The sequence below is a fragment of the Neorhizobium petrolearium genome, assembly GCF_017873175.1.
Lineage (GTDB): Bacteria > Pseudomonadota > Alphaproteobacteria > Rhizobiales > Rhizobiaceae > Neorhizobium > Neorhizobium petrolearium.
Map to the genome: position 1 here is coordinate 175,364 of NZ_JAGGJW010000016.1, position 23,401 is coordinate 198,764.

At 61.0% G+C, this 23,401-nt stretch carries 23 protein-coding genes; 11 read left to right on the top strand and 12 right to left on the bottom strand.

The window, feature by feature from the left end:
- Nucleotides 1-172: 172 nt before the first annotated feature.
- The 3 genes from J2046_RS26995 to J2046_RS27005 all read left to right on the top strand — a co-directional run bounded on the left by J2046_RS26995 (nucleotide 173) and on the right by J2046_RS27005 (nucleotide 2,932).
- Nucleotides 173-1,783 carry a phosphoenolpyruvate carboxykinase gene (locus J2046_RS26995; protein WP_210057096.1) on the top strand — a complete coding sequence of 537 codons (1,611 nt, stop codon included), beginning with the start codon at nucleotides 173-175 and terminating at the stop codon, nucleotides 1,781-1,783.
- Nucleotides 1,784-1,884: 101 nt separating this feature from the next.
- Nucleotides 1,885-2,319 carry an alternative ribosome rescue aminoacyl-tRNA hydrolase ArfB gene (gene arfB / locus J2046_RS27000; protein WP_210057098.1) on the top strand — a complete coding sequence of 145 codons (435 nt, stop codon included), beginning with the start codon at nucleotides 1,885-1,887 and terminating at the stop codon, nucleotides 2,317-2,319.
- A 1-nt stretch (nucleotide 2,320) separates the two neighbouring features.
- On the top strand, nucleotides 2,321-2,932 hold the full coding sequence (locus tag J2046_RS27005; protein WP_210057100.1) for an alpha-ketoglutarate-dependent dioxygenase AlkB: 612 nt from the start codon (nucleotides 2,321-2,323) through the stop codon (nucleotides 2,930-2,932).
- Between the two features lie 32 nt (nucleotides 2,933-2,964).
- Here J2046_RS27005 and coaA read toward each other — a convergent pair whose 3' ends face one another.
- From coaA to hisB, 7 genes are all read right to left on the bottom strand, one after another.
- A complete protein-coding gene (gene coaA / locus J2046_RS27010) occupies nucleotides 2,965-3,957 on the bottom strand; it encodes a type I pantothenate kinase (protein ID WP_210057102.1) in 993 nt (330 codons plus the stop codon).
- Nucleotides 3,954-4,277, bottom strand: a complete 324-nt coding sequence (locus J2046_RS27015; RefSeq protein ID WP_210057104.1) for a phosphoribosyl-ATP diphosphatase — start codon at nucleotides 4,275-4,277, stop codon at nucleotides 3,954-3,956. The genes coaA and J2046_RS27015 overlap by 4 nt, the downstream gene beginning before the upstream one ends.
- Nucleotides 4,278-4,291: 14 nt before the next feature.
- On the bottom strand, nucleotides 4,292-5,068 hold the full coding sequence (hisF, locus tag J2046_RS27020; RefSeq protein ID WP_210057105.1) for an imidazole glycerol phosphate synthase subunit HisF: 777 nt from the start codon (nucleotides 5,066-5,068) through the stop codon (nucleotides 4,292-4,294).
- A gap of 103 nt (nucleotides 5,069-5,171) precedes the next feature.
- On the bottom strand, nucleotides 5,172-5,915 hold the full coding sequence (gene hisA / locus J2046_RS27025; protein WP_210057107.1) for a 1-(5-phosphoribosyl)-5-[(5-phosphoribosylamino)methylideneamino]imidazole-4-carboxamide isomerase: 744 nt from the start codon (nucleotides 5,913-5,915) through the stop codon (nucleotides 5,172-5,174).
- Between the two features lie 32 nt (nucleotides 5,916-5,947).
- Nucleotides 5,948-6,598, bottom strand: a complete 651-nt coding sequence (gene hisH, locus J2046_RS27030; RefSeq protein WP_210057109.1) for an imidazole glycerol phosphate synthase subunit HisH — start codon at nucleotides 6,596-6,598, stop codon at nucleotides 5,948-5,950.
- Nucleotides 6,598-7,014: a DUF2628 domain-containing protein gene (locus J2046_RS27035; RefSeq protein WP_210057111.1), complete on the bottom strand. Its 417-nt coding sequence runs from the start codon at nucleotides 7,012-7,014 to the stop codon at nucleotides 6,598-6,600. The genes hisH and J2046_RS27035 overlap by 1 nt, the downstream gene beginning before the upstream one ends.
- Before the next feature lie 86 nt (nucleotides 7,015-7,100).
- Entirely contained in the window at nucleotides 7,101-7,709 is a 609-nt protein-coding gene (gene hisB, locus J2046_RS27040; RefSeq protein WP_210057113.1) for an imidazoleglycerol-phosphate dehydratase HisB, read from the bottom strand.
- Nucleotides 7,710-7,914: 205 nt separating this feature from the next.
- Between hisB and hslV the strand changes: the two genes are divergently transcribed.
- The 7 genes from hslV (at nucleotide 7,915) to J2046_RS27075 (ending at nucleotide 16,238) form a co-directional block, all read left to right on the top strand.
- Nucleotides 7,915-8,442: an ATP-dependent protease subunit HslV gene (gene hslV, locus J2046_RS27045; RefSeq protein ID WP_210057115.1), complete on the top strand. Its 528-nt coding sequence runs from the start codon at nucleotides 7,915-7,917 to the stop codon at nucleotides 8,440-8,442.
- Nucleotides 8,435-8,953: a GNAT family N-acetyltransferase gene (locus J2046_RS27050; protein ID WP_210057116.1), complete on the top strand. Its 519-nt coding sequence runs from the start codon at nucleotides 8,435-8,437 to the stop codon at nucleotides 8,951-8,953. Before hslV ends, J2046_RS27050 begins: the two co-directional genes overlap by 8 nt.
- Nucleotides 8,950-10,257, top strand: a complete 1,308-nt coding sequence (gene hslU / locus J2046_RS27055; RefSeq protein WP_210057118.1) for an ATP-dependent protease ATPase subunit HslU — start codon at nucleotides 8,950-8,952, stop codon at nucleotides 10,255-10,257. Before J2046_RS27050 ends, hslU begins: the two co-directional genes overlap by 4 nt.
- Nucleotides 10,258-10,467: 210 nt before the next feature.
- Nucleotides 10,468-11,403, top strand: coding sequence for a DUF1402 family protein (locus J2046_RS27060; protein WP_233470313.1), 936 nt, complete (start codon nucleotides 10,468-10,470; stop codon nucleotides 11,401-11,403).
- A gap of 76 nt (nucleotides 11,404-11,479) precedes the next feature.
- Entirely contained in the window at nucleotides 11,480-12,874 is a 1,395-nt protein-coding gene (locus J2046_RS27065; protein ID WP_210057122.1) for a cytochrome P450, read from the top strand.
- A gap of 135 nt (nucleotides 12,875-13,009) precedes the next feature.
- Entirely contained in the window at nucleotides 13,010-13,912 is a 903-nt protein-coding gene (locus J2046_RS27070; protein ID WP_210057143.1) for a LysR family transcriptional regulator, read from the top strand.
- A gap of 142 nt (nucleotides 13,913-14,054) precedes the next feature.
- Nucleotides 14,055-16,238 (top strand): malate synthase G, encoded by a 2,184-nt coding sequence (locus J2046_RS27075; protein WP_210057124.1) that lies wholly within the window; start codon nucleotides 14,055-14,057, stop codon nucleotides 16,236-16,238.
- A 73-nt stretch (nucleotides 16,239-16,311) separates the two neighbouring features.
- Here J2046_RS27075 and J2046_RS27080 read toward each other — a convergent pair whose 3' ends face one another.
- Nucleotides 16,312-16,977, bottom strand: a complete 666-nt coding sequence (locus J2046_RS27080; protein ID WP_210057126.1) for a L,D-transpeptidase — start codon at nucleotides 16,975-16,977, stop codon at nucleotides 16,312-16,314.
- A gap of 178 nt (nucleotides 16,978-17,155) precedes the next feature.
- Here J2046_RS27080 and J2046_RS27085 point away from each other — a divergent pair, with 178 nt between their 5' ends.
- A complete protein-coding gene (locus tag J2046_RS27085) occupies nucleotides 17,156-17,644 on the top strand; it encodes an MmcB family DNA repair protein (RefSeq protein ID WP_210057145.1) in 489 nt (162 codons plus the stop codon).
- Here J2046_RS27085 and J2046_RS27090 read toward each other — a convergent pair whose 3' ends face one another.
- The 4 genes from J2046_RS27090 to lhpI all read right to left on the bottom strand — a co-directional run bounded on the left by J2046_RS27090 (nucleotide 17,645) and on the right by lhpI (nucleotide 23,134).
- On the bottom strand, nucleotides 17,645-18,211 hold the full coding sequence (locus J2046_RS27090) for an ActR/PrrA/RegA family redox response regulator transcription factor (protein ID WP_210057127.1): 567 nt from the start codon (nucleotides 18,209-18,211) through the stop codon (nucleotides 17,645-17,647).
- An 83-nt stretch (nucleotides 18,212-18,294) separates the two neighbouring features.
- Nucleotides 18,295-19,608 (bottom strand): ActS/PrrB/RegB family redox-sensitive histidine kinase, encoded by a 1,314-nt coding sequence (locus tag J2046_RS27095; protein WP_210057147.1) that lies wholly within the window; start codon nucleotides 19,606-19,608, stop codon nucleotides 18,295-18,297.
- A gap of 86 nt (nucleotides 19,609-19,694) precedes the next feature.
- Nucleotides 19,695-22,181, bottom strand: coding sequence for an ATP-dependent helicase HrpB (hrpB, locus tag J2046_RS27100; RefSeq protein ID WP_210057128.1), 2,487 nt, complete (start codon nucleotides 22,179-22,181; stop codon nucleotides 19,695-19,697).
- The gene (lhpI, locus tag J2046_RS27105; protein ID WP_210057129.1) at nucleotides 22,181-23,134 is read right to left on the bottom strand and encodes a bifunctional Delta(1)-pyrroline-2-carboxylate/Delta(1)-piperideine-2-carboxylate reductase; all 954 of its coding nucleotides are present in this window, start codon (nucleotides 23,132-23,134) and stop codon (nucleotides 22,181-22,183) included. Before lhpI ends, hrpB begins: the two co-directional genes overlap by 1 nt.
- Nucleotides 23,135-23,401: the final 267 nt, after the last annotated feature.

The following is a 23,401-nucleotide window of genomic DNA, read 5'->3' on the forward strand; positions in this document are numbered from 1 at the left end:
TCGTGGCAAACGAGAATTAAAACGAGCCGTAAAACGATTTAAAGAGGAATAAAATTTTTTAAATCGATTAATTAATTGATATTGCTAAGCAATTTAAAAGATCCCTCTTGCCCTTTTGGAAATCCATCCCTAATTTCGCGCCACATTCAACCGCAACAGAAGGAAAGCGCGTATGGAGGAGTTCGGACTCTATAATCCCGCCAATGGGATAGCGACTCTTGGTTTTCATGATGTGTCGCGCGTCAATTACAACTTCTCCGAGACAGAGCTTTACGAAGAAGCCATCCGCCGCGAAGAAGCCGACCTCACTGCCGATGGGGCCTTGAGGGCGGTCACCGGCCAGCACACCGGCCGTTCTCCCAAAGACAAGTTCATTGTTCGCGACGGCAACACCGAGGACGTCATCTGGTGGGACAACAACAAGCCGATGTCCCCCGAACGCTTCGAAGTCCTCTACAAGGACATGCTGGCCCATGCGGCAGGCAGGACCCTTTTCGTGCAGGATCTCGTCGGCGGTGCCGATCCGGAAAACGCGCTCCCGACCCGCGTTGTGACCGAGCTGGCCTGGCACGCACTGTTCATCCGCAACCTTTTGATCCGGCCGAGCCGCGCCTCTCTGGAAGGTTTCGCGCAGAAGCTGACCATCATTAACATGCCGAGCTTCAAGGCTGATCCGGCCCGTCACGGCTGCCGCACGGAAACCGTGATTGCCTGCGACCTGACGAAGGGCATCGTCCTGATTGGCGGCACGTCCTATGCTGGCGAGAATAAGAAGTCTGTCTTCACAGTGCTGAACTATCTTTTGCCGGCCAAGCACGTCATGCCGATGCACTGCTCGGCAAATGTCGGCCCGGCGGGTGATTCCGCCGTCTTCTTCGGCCTTTCGGGAACCGGCAAGACGACCCTTTCTGCCGATCCAAGCCGCACCTTGATCGGTGACGACGAACATGGCTGGGGCGAAAACGGCATCTTCAATTTCGAAGGCGGCTGCTACGCCAAGGCCATCAAGCTGTCGGCCGAAGCGGAACCGGAAATCTATGCTGCGACCCGTCGTTTCGGCACCGTTCTGGAAAACGTCGTGCTTGACGAAAACCGTATTCCGGACTTCGAGGATGCCTCGCTGACGGAGAATACCCGCAGCGCCTATCCGTTGCATTTCATTCCGAATGCGTCGGCGACCGGCATCGCGCCGCATCCGAAGACGATTATCATGCTGACGGCCGACGCGTTCGGCGTCATGCCGCCGATCGCCAGGCTGACGCCGGAACAGGCCATGTACCACTTCCTTTCCGGCTACACCGCCAAGGTTGCCGGTACGGAAAAGGGCGTGACCGAGCCGGAAGCCACTTTCTCGACCTGCTTTGGCGCTCCGTTCATGCCGCGTCATCCGGCCGAATACGGCAATCTGCTGCGTGACCTCATCGATCGCCACGGCGTTGATTGCTGGCTGGTCAATACCGGCTGGACCGGCGGCGCCTATGGCGTCGGACGGCGCATGCCGATCAAGGCGACGCGAGCACTGCTGACGGCCGCGTTGAACGGCAGCCTCAAGAATGCCGAGTTCCGCATCGATCCGAATTTCGGCTTCGCCGTGCCGGTCGCAGTCGAAGGGGTGGAACAGGCGATCCTCGACCCGCGCTCGACTTGGGCCGACGGCGTCGCCTATGATGCGCAGGCAGGCAAGTTGGTTTCGATGTTCGTCTCGAACTTCGAGAAGTTCGAGGATCATGTTGACAGCAAGGTCCGCAACGCCGCTCCGGGCATGCTTGCCGCTGCTGAATAAATTCGCGGATTGATTCACGTGGAACCGCCGGCCGAAAGCCGGCGGTTTTCTTTTTGCCGGCTTTATGGGAAACATGCGGCCAACACGGTAGACGGACGACCATGGCCAGCAATCCCCTTGTCATCAACAGTCACATCACCATCGCCGGATGGGAGCTGACCGAGCAGTTCGTGCTGGCGGGCGGGCCGGGCGGCCAGAACGTCAACAAGGTCTCGACCGCGGTCCAGCTCTTCTTCGATATTGCCAATTCGCCCTCCCTTCCCGAGCGGGTAAGGACTAATGCCGTCAGGCTCGCCGGAAAGCGGGTGTCGAAGGAGGGCGTCCTGATGATAGAGGCGAACCGTTTTCGCAGCCAGGAGCGCAATCGGGAGGAAGCGCGTGAGCGGCTGAAGGAGCTGATCCTCGAAGCGGCGAAACCGCCTCCGACGCCGCGCAAGGCGACAAAGCCGACAAAGGGTTCGATAGAGCGCAGACTGAAGGAGAAATCCGGCCGCTCTGAGGTGAAGAAGATGCGCGGCCGCCCGACGGGAGATTGACGTGTCGACGCTGCCCAATGGCATCCGGCATCTGCCGGGCTATCTCGACCGCACGGCGCAGGAGCACCTGGTCGAGCTGATCCGCGGCGTGGTGGCGGAAGCCCCGCTCTATGTGCCGGAAATGCCGGGCACCGGCAAGCCGATGTCGGTGCGGATGACCAATTGCGGCCCGCTCGGTTGGGTGACGGATAGGGAAAGAGGCTATCGCTATCAGCCCCGTCATCCGGTGACGGGCAAGCCCTGGCCGGCCATGCCACAGGAATTGCTGGGCCTGTGGGTGAAGCTTACCGGTTATCCGAAGCTGCCGGAGGCCTGCCTCATCAACTTCTACTCCGACGATGCGAAAATGGGGCTGCATCAGGACAGGGACGAGACCGATCTCGAAGCACCGGTTCTTTCCGTCTCGCTCGGCAATAGCTGCCTTTTCCGCGTCGGCGGCTTGAACCGCAAGGACCCGACAGGCTCGTTTCGGCTGTCAAGCGGCGACATCGTCATATTGGGTGGCGAAGGGCGTCTTGCCTTTCACGGCGTCGATCGCATCTATTCGGGCACATCGACGCTTCTGAAGAACGGTGGCCGCATCAACCTGACGCTTCGCCGGGTCAACAGTTGAGGTTTGAATCCCGATAGCCGGCGATCGACCGCCTATAACTTTCTGAGCGAAACCGTCTCCACGAGATGATTGCGGCCCTTGCGCAGGACGAGGTCGGCGCGCGGCCTGGTGGGGACAATGTTCTGCCGCAGGTTCTTCAGGTTGATGTTCTCCCACAGGCTTTCGGCCACAGCGCGCGCTGCGTCCGCGTCGATCGCCGCATACTTCTTGAAGTAGGAGGTCGGGTCGCGGAATGCGGTCTGCCGCAGCTTCATGAACCGCTGGACGTACCAGTTGTGAATCTGCTCTTCGTCGGCATCGATATAGATCGAGAAGTCGAAGAAATCCGACACGATCGGAACGATCTTGCCGTCCGCCGGCAGGGCCCGGGATTGCAGGACGTTGATGCCTTCGAAGATCAGGATGTCCGGCCGGTCGACCAGTGTGTATTCGTTTGGCAGCACGTCGTAGGTGAGATGCGAATACCGGGGCGCCCTGACGTTCGGCTCGCCTGCCTTGATGGCCGAGAGGAAGCGCAGGATGGCGCCGACATCATAGCTTTCCGGAAACCCCTTGCGGTCCATCATGTGCTCGCGCTCGAGCACGGCATTCGGATAGAGAAAGCCGTCGGTGGTGATGAGATCGACCTTCGGGCTCGAGGGCCAGCGGGCAAGCAACTCCTTCAGAATACGCGCGGTCGTCGACTTGCCGACGGCGACCGACCCGGCGATCCCGATAATGAAAGGTGTCTTGGTGACATCGGAAAGGCTCAGGAACCGGTTCCGCTGCTGGAAGAGGAGTTGGGAGGCCTCCACATGTGAGGAAAGCAGGCGCGAGAGCGAAAGATAGATTCGCCGCACCTCGTCGAGATCGATCGGATCGTCGAGCGACCGCAGCCGGGTCACCTCGTCGGCGGTGAGCGTCAAGGGCGTGTCGGCACGGAATTTCGCCCATTCTTCTGCGGTGAAGTGATGGTAGGGCGAATAATATTCCGCATAGGCCGAACCGGCGTCGGGCAATTCAGCAGGTTGTGGTACGAGATTCATGGTGTCTGCCGGCCCGCCTTTTCCTGAAGGCCGGATTGGCCGGTCCTCCGCTGAAGTTCATCCATGACATCCTGTAGCGGGATGCCGGCAATATTCAATACGACCATAAGATGATAGAGCAGATCGGCGCTTTCCGACACGAGATCCTTTCGGTCTTGCGCCAATGCGGCAATGACCGTCTCGACCGCCTCTTCGCCGAGCTTCTTCGCCGCCTTGGTCTGCCCGGCCGCGACGAGCTTGGCCGTCCAGGACTCGTCCGGCGGGGCCTTGGCTCTGGCAGCGACGATCCGCTCCAGGTCACTCAGGGAAAACTCACTCACACTGTTCCTCCCGGTCAGTCGAGCCGCATGGCGATGCCATGTTCCGACATATAGTGTTTCGCCTGGCCGACCGTATAGGTGCCGAAGTGGAAAATCGATGCGGCAAGAACGGCCGTTGCGTGACCCTCCCTGATGCCGGCGACCATGTCGTCCAGCGTGCCGACACCGCCCGACGCGATCACCGGCGCGCGGATGCTGTCTGCCACGGCTCGGGTCAAAGCCACGTCGTATCCGGCCTTGGTGCCGTCGCGGTCCATGGATGTGAGCAGGATTTCGCCGGCACCGAGATCGACAACTTTCCTCGCGAATTCCACGACGTCGATACCGGTCGGCTGCCGACCGCCATGAGTAAAGACTTCCCAGCGATCGGTCTCGCCTTCGCCTGAAACCTTCTTGGCGTCGATGGCGACGACGATACACTGGTTGCCGAACTTGTCGGCTGCTTCCGCGACGAAGTCCGGGTTCTTCACCGCCGCCGTATTGATGGAAACCTTGTCGGCTCCGGCAAGCAGCAGCTTGCGGATATCGGCAATGCCTCGCACGCCGCCGCCCACGGTGAGCGGCATGAAGCAGTGTTCGGCGGTACGGGCGACGACGTCGAAGATCGTCTCGCGATTGTCGGATGAGGCGGTGATGTCGAGGAAGCAGAGTTCGTCGGCACCGGCTGCGTCATAGGCCTTTGCCGCTTCGACGGGGTCACCGGCGTCGATGAGGTCAACGAAGTTGACACCCTTGACGACGCGGCCGTCCTTGACGTCCAGGCAAGGGATAACGCGGGCTTTGAGGGTCATAGAACGGCCGCCTTTCTTGTTTGCGTGTCCTTGCCGCTGCGCGGCTGTGGGCAACGCGGGCTGTCCTTGACATCAAGACAGGAGATGACACGTGCTCTGAGGCTCATGCTGCACGTCCTTGTCCAGCGCGGATCAGCGCCAATGCTTCCTTCGGGTCGATGCGGCCGTCATAAAGCGCACGGCCGGAGATTGCGCCTTCGAGCCGCGCCGCATCCGGCTGCAGCATGCGACGGATGTCATCGAGCGAGGCGAGCCCGCCGGACGCGATGACCGGAATGGAGACCGCATTCGCAAGCTCCAGCGTCGAGGCCCAGTTGATGCCGGTCAGGATACCGTCGCGGTCGATATCGGTATAGATGATCGCCGAGACGCCGGCTCCTTCAAACTTCTTGGCGAGTTCGATGACGCCGAGCTCGGAGGCTTCCGCCCAGCCCTCGACCGCGACCTTGCCGCCCTTGGCATCGATGCCGACGGCGACCTTGCCGGGAAATCTTTTGCAGGCTTCGATGACCAGGGCCGGATCGCGGACGGCCACGGTGCCGAGGATGACGCGGGCGAGCCCGCGCGAAAGCCAGGATTCGATATGGTCGAGCGTGCGGATGCCACCGCCGAGCTGGACGGGGTTTTTCGTGGCTTTCAGGATGGCATCGACGGCCGCGCCGTTGACGCTTTCGCCAGCGAATGCGCCATTGAGGTCCACCACATGCAGCCATTCGAAGCCCTGGTCCTCGAAGACTTTCGCCTGCGCGGCGGGATCAGGATTGTAGACGGTCGCCTGTGCCATATCGCCGAGCTTGAGGCGAACGCACTGGCCGTCTTTCAGGTCGATTGCGGGAAAGAGGATCACTTTATTTCAAATCCTTGATGATCCGCGGGAGCTCAAGGCTTCCAGCGCAGGAAATTGGCGATCAGAGCCAGGCCCAGCGTCTGGCTCTTTTCGGGGTGGAACTGGGAGCCCGCCATGTTGTCGCGCCCGACAAAAGCGGTCACCGGCCCGCCGTAGTCGGTCGTGGCGATGACGTCGTGTCGGTGTTTTGCGGCCAAGTGATAGGAATGCACGAAGTAGGCGTGCAGGCCGTCAGGTCCGGTGGGAATGCCATCGAAGAGCGGGTGCGAGTGGACGAGATCGAGCGTGTTCCAGCCGATCTGGGGGATCTTCAGGTTCGGATCGTCCGGCGTCATCTCCACGACATCGCCCTCGATCCAGCCGAAACCTTCGGTGATCGTCTTTTCGAGCCCGCGCGATGACATGAGCTGCATGCCGACACAGATGCCGAGGAAAGGGCGTCCCTTCTTTTCGACGACCTCGATGATTGCTTCCCGCATGCCTGGAACGGCATCGAGGCCGGCGCGGCAATCGGCATAGGCGCCGACGCCCGGCAGCACGATCCGGTCGGCGGTGGCGACGGCATCCGCCTTGTCGGTGAGGTCGATGACGGCTTCGATGCCGGATTCGCGGGCGGCCCGCTCGAAGGCCTTGGTGGCGGACCTGAGATTGCCGGACCCGTAGTCGATGATTGCGACGCGCATCAGCGTCCTCCTTGATAGTCGAAAAGGCCAAACTCGGGCCCTTGCCAGCCGGCGGCGGGTGGCTTTGCTTGTCTCGCCCACTCGGCCGAGGCCGGCAGCTGTTTCTCTTCGGGTTGCGGCAGGCCGGAAAAATAGATTTCCTCAGCCAACTGAATATCGGGTGCGGCAATAACCATTTCCAGCGTCCATCCGCTGCGGATCAGAACTTCGGAGCGATAATGTCTACCTTCGAGCCCGATCAGCAGGCTGAAGGCAAAACCCGCGAGGAAGCCGGCCGGGCCGAATCCTGGGATATCCATCAGAAGCCCCGTACCGATTTGCATCAGCAGGGCTGCAATGCCTGTGATCCAGAGCCGGTTCCAGAACAGCCACAGCCATGGAAAGAAGAACGCGAGCCAGGAAAACCCGTCCTGCACAACGAGCGTGGAACGGTGATCTCTGTCAGGCCCACCGGGAGGTGTTAGAACGAGGTAGCTTCTCAAGGAGGTTCTCCCAGAAGCGACTAGACCAGCATGCCCTTGGTCGAAGGAACGCGATTGGCCTGCCGCGGATCGATTTCAGTTGCCGCGCGAAGCGTACGCGCCACGGCTTTGAAGCAGGTCTCTGCGATATGATGGTTGTTGGCGCCGTAATGGTTCATGACGTGCAGCGTGATGCCAGCATTCTGGGCGAAGGCCTGGAAGAATTCACGCACCAGTTCGGTGTCGAACGTGCCGATCTTCGGCGCGCTGAAGGAGACGTTCCAGACGAGGAAAGGCCGGCCGGAGACGTCGATCGCCGCCTTGGTCATGGTTTCGTCCATGGCAAGATCGAGCGAGGCGTAGCGGGCAATGCCGCGACGGTCGCCAAGCGCCTTGGAGATCGCCTGGCCGAGCGCAATGCCGGTGTCCTCCACCGTATGGTGATCGTCGATATGGAGGTCGCCCTTCACGTCGATGTCCATGTCGATGAGCGAATGTCGCGAAAGCTGGTCCAGCATATGGTCGAAGAAGCCGACGCCCGTGGAAATCTTCGCCGCGCCGGTACCGTCGAGATTGACGGAAACGGAAACGGAAGTTTCGTTGGTTTTGCGGGAAATGCTTCCCGAGCGCGCGACGGTTGTTTCGCCCATAAGGGTATGCTCCATGCTGGGGGCCAGGTTCCGGCCCCTGATCAGGGCTCCTTATCAGGCCGCCCGGCAAATATCCAGCAAAAGCAGGACATTTTGCCCGGCGGACCGTCTGGAGATTGCATTCGGCTAAGCCCCACTTACATAGGGTTCAACGAGGCGGTTTCGAGCCTCCAACAATGCCCCAGCGGGGCCAGACAGGTGCTGAATGACAACGATTATTACTGTGCGGAAGGGCGGCAAGGTCATCATGGCTGGCGACGGCCAGGTGAGCCTTGGCCAGACCGTGATGAAGGGCAACGCGCGCAAGGTGCGTCGTATTGGCAAGGGCGAGGTGATCGCCGGTTTTGCCGGCGCGACGGCCGATGCCTTCACGCTGCTCGATCGGCTTGAAAAGAAGCTCGAACAATATCCGGGCCAGCTCATGCGCGCGGCCGTGGAGCTCGCCAAAGACTGGCGCACGGACAAGTATCTGCGTAACCTCGAAGCCATGATGCTCGTCGCTGACAAGTCGACGACATTGGCCGTCACTGGCAACGGTGATGTGCTGGAACCCGAGCATGGGGTGACGGCAATCGGCTCCGGCGGCAATTTCGCCTATGCGGCAGCCCGCGCCATGATGGACACGGACAAGTCGGCCGAGGACATTGCAAGGCAGGCTCTCGATATTGCAGCCGATATCTGCGTTTATACCAACCACAACATCGTCATCGAAACGTTGGACGCCGATGGCTGACGGCCCGCCTCGCTACCAATTTCGCGATGTTGCCTGTGAGGATTTTCCCTTGCTGGCGAAATGGCTCGCCGAGCCGCATATCGCGAAATGGTGGGGCGAGATTGATGAGGAGCTGGCGAGCATCGAAGAGTCGATGACGAGCGTCGAGACCCGGCCGATGATCGTGGAGTGGGAGGGAAAGCCGATTGCCTATCTCCAATACTATGATCCGCATCTTGAAGAGGGCCATCCCTATCAGGACCAGCCGAAGGGAACGCTTGGAATTGATATCTCGATCGGCAGTCCGGAACTCGTCGGCAAAGGCCATGGCAGCGCCATCATCCGCCAGTTGACGACCGAACTCTTCGCCGGCGGTGCGATAAGGATCGTCATCGATCCCGATCCGGAAAACGTCGCGGCGATCCGCGCTTACGAGAAGGCCGGTTTCCGCTACATCGACACCAGGACTTCCATCTACGGTCCAGCCCATTTCATGGCGTTGGACGCACCAGAAGAAACGGATTTGAAATGACTACTTTTTCACCCAGGGAAATCGTCTCGGAGCTCGACCGCTACATCATCGGCCAGCATGAGGCGAAACGCGCCGTGGCGATTGCGCTCCGCAACCGCTGGCGCCGCCAGCAGCTCGACGAGAGCCTGCGCGACGAAGTGATGCCGAAGAACATCCTGATGATCGGCCCGACCGGCGTCGGCAAGACGGAAATCTCCCGTCGTCTGGCAAAGCTCGCCGGCGCGCCCTTCATCAAGGTCGAGGCGACCAAGTTCACCGAGGTCGGCTATGTCGGCCGCGACGTCGAGCAGATCATCCGCGATCTCGTCGAGGTCGGCATCGGCCTCGTGCGCGAGAAGAAGCGCACCGAGGTGCAGGCGAAGGCTCACATGAGCGCCGAGGAACGCGTGCTGGACGCGCTGGTCGGCTCGACCGCATCGCCCGCTACCCGCGAAAGCTTCCGCAAGAAGCTCAGGAACGGCGAGATGGACGACAAGGAAATCGAGATCGAAGTCGCCGACACCGGTTCGGGCATGCCCGGCTTCGAGATCCCGGGCATGCCGGGCGCCAATATCGGCGTGCTGAACCTGTCGGAAATGTTCGGCAAGGCGCTCGGTGGTCGCACCAAGAAGGTCCGCACCACGGTTTCGAAGTCCTATTCCGAGCTCATCCGCGACGAATCGGACAAGCTGATCGACAACGAGGTCATCCAGCGCGAGGCGGTTCGGTCGGTCGAGAATGACGGCATCGTCTTCCTGGACGAGATCGACAAGATCGCCGCCCGCGACGGCGGGCTCGGCGCCGGCGTTTCCCGCGAAGGTGTGCAGCGGGACCTGCTGCCGCTCGTAGAAGGCACGACGGTTTCGACCAAGTATGGACCGGTGAAGACCGATCATATCCTGTTCATCGCTTCAGGCGCCTTCCACGTCGCCAAGCCTTCGGACCTGCTGCCGGAGCTTCAGGGCCGTCTGCCGATCCGCGTCGAGCTGAAACCGCTGACGAAGGAGGATTTTCGTCGTATCCTGACGGAAACCGAGGCAAGCCTCATCCGTCAGTACAAGGCGTTGATGGGTACCGAGGAACTGGCGCTCGATTTCACCGAGGATGCGATCGACGCGCTGGCGGATGTCGCGGTTCATCTCAACTCCTCGGTCGAGAACATCGGCGCTCGCCGTCTTCAGACGGTGATGGAAAGGGTTCTGGACGAGATTTCGTTCAACGCGCCGGATCGCGGCGGTTCGTCCGTCATGATCGATGCCGAATATGTGCGCCGGCATGTGGGGGATCTGGCTGCCGACACGGACCTGTCGCGCTATATTCTCTAACCGGGCAACGTGGCAGCCGGGCAACGTCCGGCTGCCATCTATCGGCGTCTGACGGGATTTTGAACACCCGCGTCTCGACGGTCGCTTATGCTTCACGTAAGGGACACGCGTTTTCATGGTGGCCGCCTCTTGATAGTTGAGTCGGCTGGAATAGCTTTCAGCATCCGGCGCCGGAACCCGACGCAGACAAAGTCCTGGGACAAGCAAATCTTGAAACGCATACTCCTGGCATTGCTCCTCGTCACAGCCACATTCTTGGCCTCTTCCGCGTGGGCGGGGGGGCTCGTGGTGGTGCCGGAAGGCAACCGCCATGTGGAACAGCCGAAGGTTCCAGGGGCGTCGATGCGCCGCACGCGTGCCGGCAAGACGACATTCGACGAGAAATACGAGAAGATTCGCGATCTGCTCGCAACCGACAGGAAGCTGATTTCCAAGATCAAGGCGACGGCTGCCGCCTATGGTATCGACCCGATCCATATGATCGGCGCGATCGTCGGCGAGCATACTTACAATGTCGATGCCTATGATCGGCTGCAGACCTATTACGTCAAGGCGGCCGCCTATGCCGGCAACAGCTTCCGGTTCGGTTATGGCGACGAGTCCATCGAGAACTTTCTCGCCCGGCCGGAATTCGGGCCATGCGACGATTATTCCGACTCCTACAGACTCTGGACCTGCCGCGAGAACGTCTGGGAAAGGAATTTCAGGGGCCAGACCGTCGGCGGCAAGGCCTACCCCGACAACCGTTTCAGCGCGGTGTTCTTCCAGCCTTTCTACGCCGGCCAGACCTTCGGCCTCGGCCAGATCAATCCGCTGACGGCGCTGATGTTCTCGGACACGGTAGCCAAAACATCCGGCTACCCGAAGCTCGACGAGAACAAGGCGGCCGACGTCTATGACGCTATCATGGATCCAGACAGGTCGCTCGCCTACATGGCCGCCAATATCCGTCGGGCGATTGACGATTACAAAACGATCGCCGGAGTGGACATCTCTCGCAATCCCGGCATTACCGCGACGCTCTACAATACCGGCGGTTCAGCCGGGCGCGCCGCGGTGCTCAAGGCGAGGGGCGGCCTGCCGGAGGAGAATTATTACGGCTGGCTTGTCAACGATAAGCTCGCCGAGTTGAGATCTCTTCTTTAGGGTCCCGGTTCCGGTTGAAATCCTGCCTGCGAAGCCTGATATTCCCTATGCAGGAACCCCCCGAGGAAGGCCGTCGATGGACATGCGCCCCGAACCCTTCGTCCCGCCGGCCCCGATGCCGAGGACCGTTCCGCCGACACGCCTTCGGATCATATGGACAGTCATGCGCAACCCGCTTGAACTGTGGGGCCGGCCTTCCTTCACGCTTCCCTGGATCGAAACGAAATTCTTCAAGGAACGGACGCTGATCGTCAACGATCCGGGCCTGATCCGCCATGTGCTGGTGGATAATGCGGCCAATTACGAGATGTCGGAGATTCGCCAGCTCATCCTCAGGCCGATCCTGCGCGATGGCCTGCTAACGGCGGAGGGGCCGGTATGGAAGCGGTCCCGCAAGGCGATGGCACCGGTTTTCACGCCGAAGCATGCGAGAGGTTTTGCCGGGCAGATGCTGGCGAAGGCGGAAGAATATGCCGCCAGATATGCGGATGCGGGACCGGACGGCAAGATCTTCGACATATCGGTCGACATGACCGAGTTGACTTTCGCCATCCTCTCGGAGACGCTTTTCTCCGGCGAGATCGTCACGGCGAGCGAGAGTTTTTCCGACGATGTCGACCGGTTGCTGCATCGCATGGGGCGTGTGGATCCCATGGATCTCCTGCGTGCCCCACCCTGGGTACCGCGGTTGACGCGTATCGGCGGCAGCCGGGTGCTCGACAAGTTCCGCAAAGTCGTCGCCGATACGATGGCGTTGCGACGGCAACGGATGGCCGCGAACCCAAATGACACGCCGCAGGATTTCCTGACCCTGCTGCTCCAACTCGAAGGCCCCGACGGCCTGACCAGGGATGAGATAGAGGACAATATCCTCACCTTCATCGGCGCCGGCCACGAGACGACCGCGCGGGCACTCGCTTGGACGCTTTATTGCGTGGCGCAATCGCGGCATGTGCGCGAGCACATGGAGGAGGAGATCGACCGTGTTCTGGCAACCGGCGCCGAACCGGTGGAGTGGCTCGACCTGATGCCATGGACACGGGCGGCCTTCGAGGAAGCGCTCAGGCTTTATCCCCCCGCGCCATCGATCAATCGCGCCGCGATCGCCGATGACCAGTGGGTCAGCCCGGGCGGCGAGACGGTCAGGATTGATGCCGGTGTCACCGTTCTGGTCATGCCCTGGACGCTGCATCGCCACGAACTCTACTGGGAAAAACCCAGGGCCTTCATGCCGGAACGTTTCCTCCCCGAAAACCGCGGCGCGATCGGCCGCTTCCAGTATCTGCCGTTCGGCGCGGGCCCGCGCATCTGCATCGGTGCGACCTTTGCGATGCAGGAGGCGGTGATCGCCCTTGCCGTGCTGATGCGCCGCTATCGTTTCGACGTCACGCCGCAGACGAAAGTCTGGCCGGTGCAGAAGCTGACGACGCAGCCCCGCGACGGCATGCCGATGCGAGTCAGCCTGCGTTAGGCAGAGCCATCGCGCCGAGCGGGTGTCACCAGGGACCCAGGGACGAAGCCTGTCGAGAGGATAATTCCTGGAGCTTGTTTGCGATTTGGCTATAATAGCCAGGCGGTTATTCCAGTAAGGAACAAATTCTCTGTGATCACCAATCTCGGCGACTTGGAAATCTTCATCAAGGTCGCAGTCACTGGAAATATGTCAGCCGCTGCAAGGAGCCTGGGTATTTCCCCGGCGGTAGTCTCCAAGCGCATCAAACGGCTGGAAGAGCAACTAGGAACACGTCTCCTGCAGCGCACGACGCGCCAGATCGGTTTGACGGACGCCGGCAGGGGTTTTTACGACCGGGTTGCGAATGTCCTGACCGGCATCGAGGAGGCGGAGCAGTTCGTCTCGGGAAAGTCCACTGAAATCGTGGGAACTCTCCGCATTTCCGCTCCCACATCCTTCGGGCGGATGCATATCGCGCCGCATCTTCCGACATTCATGCGGGCGCATCCGCTTCTTTCGATCGAACTGATGCTGTCGGACGACTTCACCGACATTATTGCCGAAGGCTATGACGTGGCGATCCGTATATCCGAGTTGAAGGATTCGAGCCTCGTCGCACGAAAATTGGCTCAGGTCCGACGGATCCTCTGTGCATCGCCGTCCTACATCGACCACTTCGGCATCCCGGAGAAAATAGAGGATCTGGCGAACCATCATTGTCTGGCTCCGCATAACGGCGAACCCTGGAGGCTGGAAGGACCCAAGGGCCCCTTTGTCTATCGCCCCGCGGGAAGGCTGAAGACCAATTCGAGCGAGGTGATCCGCGAAGCGGTGATAGCGGGTCTTGGTATAGCGTTGAGATCGACGTGGGATATCGGCAACGAGTTGAACGAAGGGCGCCTGGTGAGAGTGATGCCGGAATATGAAGGCTCAAGGAATGTGTCCGTTTCGGCCGTTTATCCGAGCCGGCAACATCTTCCCCCAAAGATCCGGGTATTTATCGAATATCTCGCGGAACTATATGGGTCGGTGCCTTATTGGGAGCGGCATGGCTAAGCTTCCGGCGAAGCCTGCCAAGATTATTGATCAGCAGGGCGATTGTTTCCAATATTGCACAAGTCATTTGAAATTTGTGCCATTGCAATTTCCCTCGGCGCAAATGAGACTCATCCGCATGTCGCGGAGTTCGGAGGAGCCGATGGCTCGTGTTCAGAAAAATGGTCTCGCAATCGACGAGAAACTTTATGCTTTCCTGGTGAAGGAAGCGCTACCGGGTACCGGCGTGGGCGCCGACCGGTTCTTTTCCGAATTTTCGAAAATCGTTCATGATCTCGCGCCCAGGAACCGCGAACTGCTCGCCAAGCGCGATGCCTTTCAGAAAAAGCTCGATGACTGGTACCGACGGAACGGCGCGCCGACCGATCTTTCGGCTTACGAGGTTTTCCTGCGCGAGATCGGTTATCTCCTGCCGGAAGGGCCAGGCTTTCAGGTCTCGACTGAGAATGTCGACCCGGAGATCGCCGGGATCGCCGGGCCCCAGCTCGTCGTGCCGGTCACGAATGCCCGGTATGCCCTGAACGCCGCCAATGCCCGCTGGGGTTCGCTTTACGACGCACTCTACGGCACGGATGCCATTCCTGAGATGGATGGGGCGGAAAAGGGCAAGGGCTACAATCCCGTCCGCGGCGCCAAGGTCATCGCCTGGGTCCGCGATTTTCTCGATCAATCGGCGCCCTTCTCCGGCGCAAGCTGGACTGAGGTGACCTCCTTCACTGTCACCGGTGGTAAGCTGACGGCTGCCGCCCAAGACGGCAAGACCGTAAGTCTTGCCGACCCGAAGCAGTTTGCCGGCTATCTTGGTGAGCCGGCTTCACCCACGCACCTGCTGTTCACGAAGAACGGCCTGCATATCGAGATCCTGATCGACGCGACGACCCCGATCGGCAAAGACGATCCGGCTAAGATCTCCGATGTGTGGCTGGAATCGGCAATCACCGCGATCATGGACTGCGAGGATTCCGTTGCCGCCGTCGATGCCGAGGACAAGGTCGTTGCCTATGGCAACTGGCTTGGCCTGATGAAAGGCGATCTCACGGAAGAAGTCGCCAAGGGCGGCAAGACATTCATCCGCCGCCTCAATCCGGATACGGACTACAAGGCGCCGGATGGCTCGAATTTCGCCCTGAAGCGCCGCTCGCTGATGCTGGTGCGCAACGTCGGGCACCTGATGACCAATCCGGCGGTGCTGGACAGCGACGGCGACGAGGTGCCGGAAGGCATCATGGACGCCATGGTAACCGCGCTGATCGCAATTCACGACATCGGCCAAGGGGAAAGAGGCCATGGTCGCCGGCAGAATTCCCGGACTGGCTCCATGTATGTGGTGAAGCCGAAGATGCACGGGCCGGAGGAAGTTGCCTTCGCCTGCGAAATCTTCTCGCGTGTCGAACAGGCGCTCGGCCTGCCGACGAACACCATGAAGATGGGCATCATGGATGAGGAACGCCGCACGACCGTCAACCTCAAGGAGTGCATCCGCGAGGCGCGTGAGCGCGTCGTCTTCATCAATACCGGCTTCCTCGACCGGACGGGCGACGAGATCCACACCTCAATGGAGGCCGGTCCGATGATCCGCAAGGGCGACATGAAGCAGGCGGCCTGGATCGGCGCTTACGAGAACTGGAATGTCGATATCGGGCTCGAATGTGGCCTTTCCGGCCACGCGCAGATCGGCAAGGGCATGTGGGCTATGCCGGACATGATGGCGGCGATGCTGGAGCAGAAGATTACCCATCCGAAGGCCGGCGCCAATACCGCTTGGGTGCCGTCGCCGACCGCCGCCACGCTGCACGCCACGCATTATCACAAGATCGACGTCGCCGCCGTTCAGGCGGGTCTCAAAAGCCGGCCGCGCGCAAAACTCTCCGACATCCTGTCCGTGCCGGTCGCGTCGCGGCCGAACTGGACGCCGGAGGAAATCCAGCGCGAGCTCGACAACAATGCGCAGGGCATTCTGGGTTATGTTGTGCGCTGGATCGATCAGGGTGTCGGCTGTTCCAAGGTGCCGGACATTAACAATGTAGCGCTGATGGAAGATCGCGCGACGCTGCGCATCTCGTCTCAGCACATGGCCAACTGGCTCCACCACAAGCTGGTGAGCAAGGAACAGATCATCGAGACCATGAAGCGAATGGCTGCCGTCGTCGATGGCCAGAACGCCGACGATCCGCTCTACGTGCCGATGGCCAGGGATTTCGACAGCTCGGTCGCCTTTCAGGCGGCGCTCGATCTGGTCTTGAAAGGCCGCGAACAGCCGAACGGTTACACCGAGCCTGTCCTGCACCGCCGCCGGCTGGAGCTGAAAGCCAAACTCGCGGGGTGACCGGTAAGACAGAGCGGAAAAACAAAGGCCGCCGTGAGAAATCTCGGCGGCCTTCTGTTCTTGCCGATTCGGGTTACTGAATCACAACGACCTTGGTGTTGCGGCCCGGACGGACCCGGCTGTAGAGGTCGATGATGTCCTGGTTCATCAGGCGGATGCAGCCGGACGAGGCTGCGGTGCCGATAGAAGCCCATTCCGGCGTGCCGTGGAGGCGGAAGAGCGTGTCCTGGCCCTTTTCATTGAAGAGATACATGGCGCGGGCACCAAGCGGGTTGCTGAGGCCCGGACCCATGCCGTCTTCGACATACTTGGCGACGTCCGGACGACGGACGGCCATTTCCTTCGGCGGGTGCCAGTTCGGCCATTCCTGCTTCCAGGCAACATAGGCTGTGCCGGACCAGGCAAAACCCTGCTTGCCGACGCCGATGCCGTAGCGCACAGCCCTGCCGTTTGGCAGGATGTAATAGAGAAAGCGCTCTCGCGTGTTGACGATGATCGTGCCCGGCCGTTCGGTGGTGGAATAGCTGACGATCTGCCGATGGAATTTCTTGTCCACGCGGCTGATCGGGATCGCCGGCAAAGTATAACCGGCGTCTTTTATCGAACCGTAGGAATCGGTGAAGATCTGCGAGGTCGTGACGGTTGCGACCTCAGTACCGCCGGGCGTCGTCGTGGAGCAGCCGGCCAAGGCGGCAGTTGCCAACAGGCCGAATGCGAGCATGCTGTTGCGAAAGCGCATGGAAATCTCTTGGAAGAAACGAATCGATTGCGACAGGTGTGCGAGCACCTTTGATGACGGGTTATTTTCGATTACATTGCACTTGGCAAGCCGCTGCAGCGCACCAGAAGAGAGCCGGCGCACAAATAAAAATGCCATTGCGTTTTTGCAACATTTACCGGCAGCGGCACGGGAAATCATGACTATACTCAACGTTGTCAGCAACAATCCGCTTATCGATGGGCGCCAGTCCGCGCGCGCCATGATGGTGCGCAAGGGCGTGCAGATCCTGCTGCATGACATGCGGCATGCACTTATTCCGGAACTCGTGCTGACAAGCGGAAGACGCGCCGATCTCGTCACGATTTCCGAAAAGGGCGAGATCTGGATCATCGAGATCAAGACTTCGGTCGAGGATTTTCGCGTCGATCGCAAATGGCCCGAATACCGCGCCTATTGTGACCGGCTGTTCTTTGCCACCCATAAGGATGTGCCGCTTGAGATATTCCCGGAAGATTGCGGCCTTTTCCTTTCCGACGGCTATGGTGGGCATTTGTTGCGCGACGCACCGGAACACAAGCTGCCGCCTGCGACCCGGAAGGCGATGACGTTGAACTTTTCCCGGACCGCCGCCCAACGCCTGATGTTGGCAGAATGGGCGAGCGGCAAGAGCTTTGACGAGCTGTGATTATTTCGGCGCGCGCTTCGCAAGAATGCGCTGCAGCGTGCGGCGGTGCATGTTGAGCCGGCGGGCCGTCTCGGAGACATTGCGTTCGCACATCTCGTAGACCCGCTGGATATGTTCCCAGCGCACGCGATCGGCCGACATGGGGTTTTCCGGCACGTCCGCCTTCTCGCCTGGCCGCTGGGTGAGTGCATTGAAGATGTCGTCCGCATCCGCGGGCTTGGCGAGGTAATCTACCGCGCCGAGCTTCACGGCCGTAACGGCGGTGGCGATGTTGCCATAACCGGTCAGCACGATCGTCTTGGTATCCTCGCGATTCTGGCGGATCGCCTCGATCACGTCGAGGCCGTTGCCGTCGCCGAGCCGAAGGTCGACCACCGCGTATTTCGGCGGACGAGCTTTGGACTTGGCGATACCCTCGGCCACCGATTCTGCTGTGTCCACCACGAAGCCGCGGCTTTCCATGGCGCGCGCCAGCCGGCGCAGGAACGGGCCATCGTCATCGACGATCAACAATGAAGGATCGGGGCCGAGCTCGTGGTCAGCGGTCTTTTCCAGATGCGTATCCATGTGTTCGTTTCTCCGCGGGTTTCGGTTTCTGCGAAGGCCCGCCTTTCCTTTTCATTATGTCCCGTCGGACCACCATCGCAAAGTCATTTCGAATCTCGTGCTTCCATCACCGAACGCGGCCATTCGATATGGATGCGGGCACCCGCTTCACCGTTATCGCGGTTGCCGAACTGGATCGATGCGCCGGACCGTTCGAGCAGCGTCTTGGCGATGAAGAGGCCGAGCCCGAGCCCGCCCGCCCGTTCGTCCTCCCTGGGCCTCTTCGTCATATAGGGTTCGCCGATCCGCGAGAGAATATCCGGCGCATAGCCCTGGCCATCGTCTTCGATGGTGATCGCCACCCATTCCGCATTGTGCTCGACCATCACCGTTACCTTGCTCTTGGCGTAGTCGACGGCGTTTTCGATGAGGTTGCCAAGACCGTAGATGATGCCGGCGTTGCGGTTGCCGACCGGCTCCGCCGTTCGGTCACCGTTCTCGATGAGTTCGATCGCTATGCCGAACTGCCGGTGCGGCGCCACGACTTCCTCGATCATCGAGGAGAGCGGCAGGCGGCGCATATGCTCTTCATTCTCGGCCGAGAGCGATGTGAGCCGGCGGAGGATATCGCGGCAACGCTCGCTCTGGCTTCGCAAGAGCTGCACGTCTTCACGGAAGCGGTCGTCGTCGGAAAGCTCGCGCTCCATCTCCTTGGCGACGACGCTGATCGTGGCGAGAGGCGTGCCGAGTTCGTGGGCAGCCGCGGCGGCAAGCCCATCGAGCTGCGAAAGGTGCTTTTCCCGCTCCAGAACCAGTTCCGTCGCCGCAAGCGCATCCGCAAGCAAGGTCGCCTCGTGGCTGACGCGGTAGGCGTAGAAAGCCGCGAACATCATCATAGAGGCGATCGCGCACCAGACGCCGAGCTGCATGATCGGTTGGATGCGCAATTCTTCTCCCGGATACCAGGGGACCGCATAGGGCGAGAAAGCAAGCACTGTTGTGCAGACGAGAGCGAAGACGATCAGTACGAGTGAATGGCGTAGCGGCTGGGACGCAAAGGCGATGATGACTGGAACGCAGATCAGCGGTGCAAAGGGATTGGCAAGCCCCCCGGTGATGAACAGCAATGCCGCCATCTGCAGCAGGTCGAAACTGAGCAGGGCGAGCGCCGATTTCGGCCCGAGCCGGTAAGTGGTCGGAAACCAGACCGAAAGCATGAGATTGGCGGCGGCAAGCGCGCCGACCAGGACGGCGGCCTCCCGCAACGGAAGCGGAAACCTGAGCAGCAGCCCGACAATAAAAACGGTGATCGTCTGGCCCGCAACGGCAAGCCAGCGCAGCCGCACCAATGTCTGAAGCCGGATGCGGCGGCTCGAAGGGCTGAATTGCGCAGAACGCAGCGATGGATTGTCAGCGATCACAATTTGTCTCTGGCTCCCGCGGCCACTCATGATTGAGCAGGCTTCATAAACCGGCTGGACTTCCGGTCGCAGGCGGCATTCTGTCACGTCCCGCGCGGTTTGGCACGCGTCGTCGGAAGCGCTTCGGCAGGATCCTCCGGCCAGGGATGCCTGGGATAACGCCCGCGCATCTCGGCACGCACGTCCTTCCAGGAGCCGGTCCAGAAACCCGGCAGGTCGCGGGTCGTCTGGATTGGCCGATGCGCCGGCGACGTGAGTTCGAGAAGCAGCGGCAGCTTGCCTCCCGCCACCGACGGATGTTTCTTCAATCCGAACAATTCCTGCACACGAATGGAAAGCGTCGGTTCCTCGGCGTCGTAGCGAATCGGATGCCGCAGGCCAGTAGGCGCTTCGAAATGCGTCGGCGCCAGCCTGTTGAGATCCGGCGCCACCGCAGGGGGGATCAGCGACCGCAGCCCTTCTGAAAGACTGGCGGGATCAATGGAATCGAGACCCGAAGTATTTCCCTGGAACGGCACGAACCAATCGTCGAGCCTGGTGAGCAGTGCTTCGTCGCTGACATCCGGCCAGGGCTCGCCGAGCGATCGGCGCAGGAAACCGATCCTTTCTCGCAATTGCATTCCATCCCTGGAGAATGGCAGAGCCTGGAGCCCGAGTTCACGCACGCCCTCCGCCAAGGCTTTTGCCGCCTGTTCACCGCTGGGCCGAGGCAGCGGCTTCTCTTCGAAGATGATGGCTCCGAGGCGCCTTACCTTGCGGGCGCGGACCTGGCGGCTTGCCCGGTCGAAGAAACATTCATCCTTCTGCTGGATCGCCCCGGCAAGTTCCGCCTCCACGTCTGCGCGGCTGATTTCCGCCGCAGCAAGAATTCTTGCCTGTGCCGCCCGGCCCGTAAGGTCTGCTATGACCAGCATTTGCGATGCGGCAAGCCGCTCGGTCTCCGGCAGTTCAGCTCCGCGGCCGTTTGCCATGACGAAGCGTCCCCGCCCGCCGCGCTGTAGCGCGATCCGGTCGGGATATGCATGCACCAGGAGCCGGCCTGCGAGCGCCGGCTCACTGGACTGTGACGTCTTCGGCAGGCTGGAGGCGATTCGCTCGGCAAGCCTGCGGGCCGATTCGGCACGATCGCCGCGTTCGTTGCGAAACCGGCGCAGCCGCTCATCGAGATCGATGTCGCTGCCGCCGAGGCCCTGTTCGGTCATAAGAACGGCAAGCAGGCAGGCCTCCCGGCCAAAACCCTCTTCATTTGCAAAGATCGCCATCGCCGAAAGGCGGGGCGGAAGCGCAAGCTCCCGCATAAGCCGGCCGTGTTCGGTAAGGCTACCCTGGGGATCGAGCGCGCCAAGCTGCGTGAGCAGCCCCCTTGCTTCGCTGAAGGCCGGTCCAGGCGGCGGATCCAGAAAGGCGAGCGTCTTCGGATCCTGTACGCCCCAATGGGCAAGGTCGAGCGCAAGGCCGGAAAGATCGCTGGCGAGGATCTGCGGCGGGGAGAAGGGGCGAAGCGCCGCCGTCTGCCCCGGATGCCAGAGCCGGATGGCGATGCCCGGTTCGGTACGGCCGGCGCGGCCCGCCCGCTGGTCGGCCGAAGCGCGCGAGACCCGCACCGTCTCCAGCCGCGTGATCCCCGTCGCCGGCTCGAAGACCGGCAGGCGTTGCAAGCCGCTGTCGACGACGATCCGCACGCCGTCGATGGTGATCGATGTCTCGGCGATCGATGTGGCAAGCACGATCTTGCGCTGCCCGGTCGGCGCCGGCCTGATTGCCAGGTCCTGTTCCCGCTGGGAGAGGTTGCCGTAGAGCGGCACGATCACGGTTTCGGGGCCGAACTTGCCCTCCAGCCGTTCCGCCGTCCTGAGGATCTCCACCTGTCCCGGCAGGAAGGCGAGTATGGAACCGGTTTCGCTCGCATGTGCTTCGACGATGGCGCGCGTCACGGAGTCCTCGATCCGTTCGTTCGGTGCCCGGTCTCGATGCTGGATATCGACCGGAAAGCTCCGTCCTTCGCTCTTGATCACCGGCGGATCGTCTAGCAGGCCCGCGACCCGATCGACATCGAGCGTCGCCGACATGACGAGAACACGCAGGTCGTCGCGCAACGCAGACTGCACGTCGAGTGCGAGCGCCAGGCCGAAATCCGCATCGAGCGACCGCTCGTGAAATTCATCGAAGATCACCGCAGAGATGCCGGTGAGCTCCGGATCGTCGAGGATCATCCTGGCAAAGACCCCCTCGGTCACGACTTCGATCCGGGTTCTGGCTGAAATCCGGTTGTCGAGCCGCATCCGGTAACCGATCCTTTCGCTGACGGTCTCGCCGATGAGGGAAGCCATCCGCGAGGCGGCCGCTCGTGCTGCCAGCCGCCGCGGCTCGAGCAGGATGATCCTGCCCGAACACCAAGCCTGGTCGAGCAGTACCAGCGGCACCAGCGTTGTCTTGCCGGCGCCCGGCGGAGCGGAGAGGACGGCTCTCGTCCCATGGACCAGCGCTTCGGTGAGTTCCCCGAGAACGTCGGTGATGGGCAGTTTTGGCAGGTTTCCGGCGATCGGTCCCGCCTGATAGGAAACAGCCATCAGCCGGAGACCTGTCCGGAGGCACGCTGATAGGCGAGGATAGCGCCGGCGAGATCCTCGAGCGCCGCGCCGACCGACTTGAAAAGCGTAATCTCATCGGGGCTGGTGCGGCCTCGATGCTTGCCGTGTGCCAGTTCGGCAAGCTCGGCTTTTATATCGTTCATTGTCAGGATGCCGCTTTGGAGCGGCTGTACGATATCGCCTCCTTCCTTTGTGGCGCCCGCACGCGTGTCCACGAAGACGGAAGAGCGCCGCACGGCTTCATCGTCGCTTTCACGCATGCTCGGCTTGAAGGCGCCGACGAGATCGAGATGGGTACCGGGCTTCAGCCACTCGCCGCGAATCAGCGGTTGGCTCGATAGCGTCGCACAGGAGATGATGTCCGCTTGGCGGGCTGCCGCACCAAGATCGTCGACGGCAACCGCGTCGAAGCCGAGTGCCCTTGCTTCCCTGGCTGTTTCTTCGGCCTTCTCGCGGCTGCGCCCCCAGACTAGGAACCGCTTCAGCGGCCGTGTGATCGCATGGGCCTGCATCAGGTTGAGCGAAAGACGGCCCGTTCCGACCATCAGCATCGTCTCGGATTCTTCCCGTGCCAGATACCTTGCGGCAAGCGCTGACGTTGCGGCTGTGCGCCGCGCGGTAAGCTCCCCACCCTCGACGATCGCCAACATCTCGCCGGTCTTGCCGGAGGAGAGAAGATAACTGCCGATGATCGTCGGGAGCGCGCGCAAGTGGTTATCGGGAAAGAGGTTGAGGATCTTCACGCCGATATGGTCGCCCGGCACCCAGGCTGGCATCAGCAGCATCACGGCATTCGCTTCGCCCGGCACTTCCATCTCGTGATGATGACGGACCGGCATCACGCAGTCGCTGCGGAACATCCTCCCGATCGCCTCGATCAGTTCCCCGAACGGCAACGCGTCGCGCGTCTGTTCCTCGTTCAATACCAGCATGCTCTCTCTCCGCCATCAAAAGTGCTTTCTACCCTAGCAATCGGAAATGAGGCGGGAAAAGCGGTTTTACGCCGGGAAAAGTGCCTTTTCATTAATCTCCGCCCATTTCCTGCGCTGTTTTGAAAGCGATTTCGGGGACGTGAGAGAAAAATGACATTTTTTTAAAAACGCCTGTTGACTTGTTCTTCTGTGTCCCTCTATAAGCCGTGTCACTGACGAGGGCGGCGGCGCTGCTGGCGACGAAGTCCTTTGTTCTGGAGAAATCCT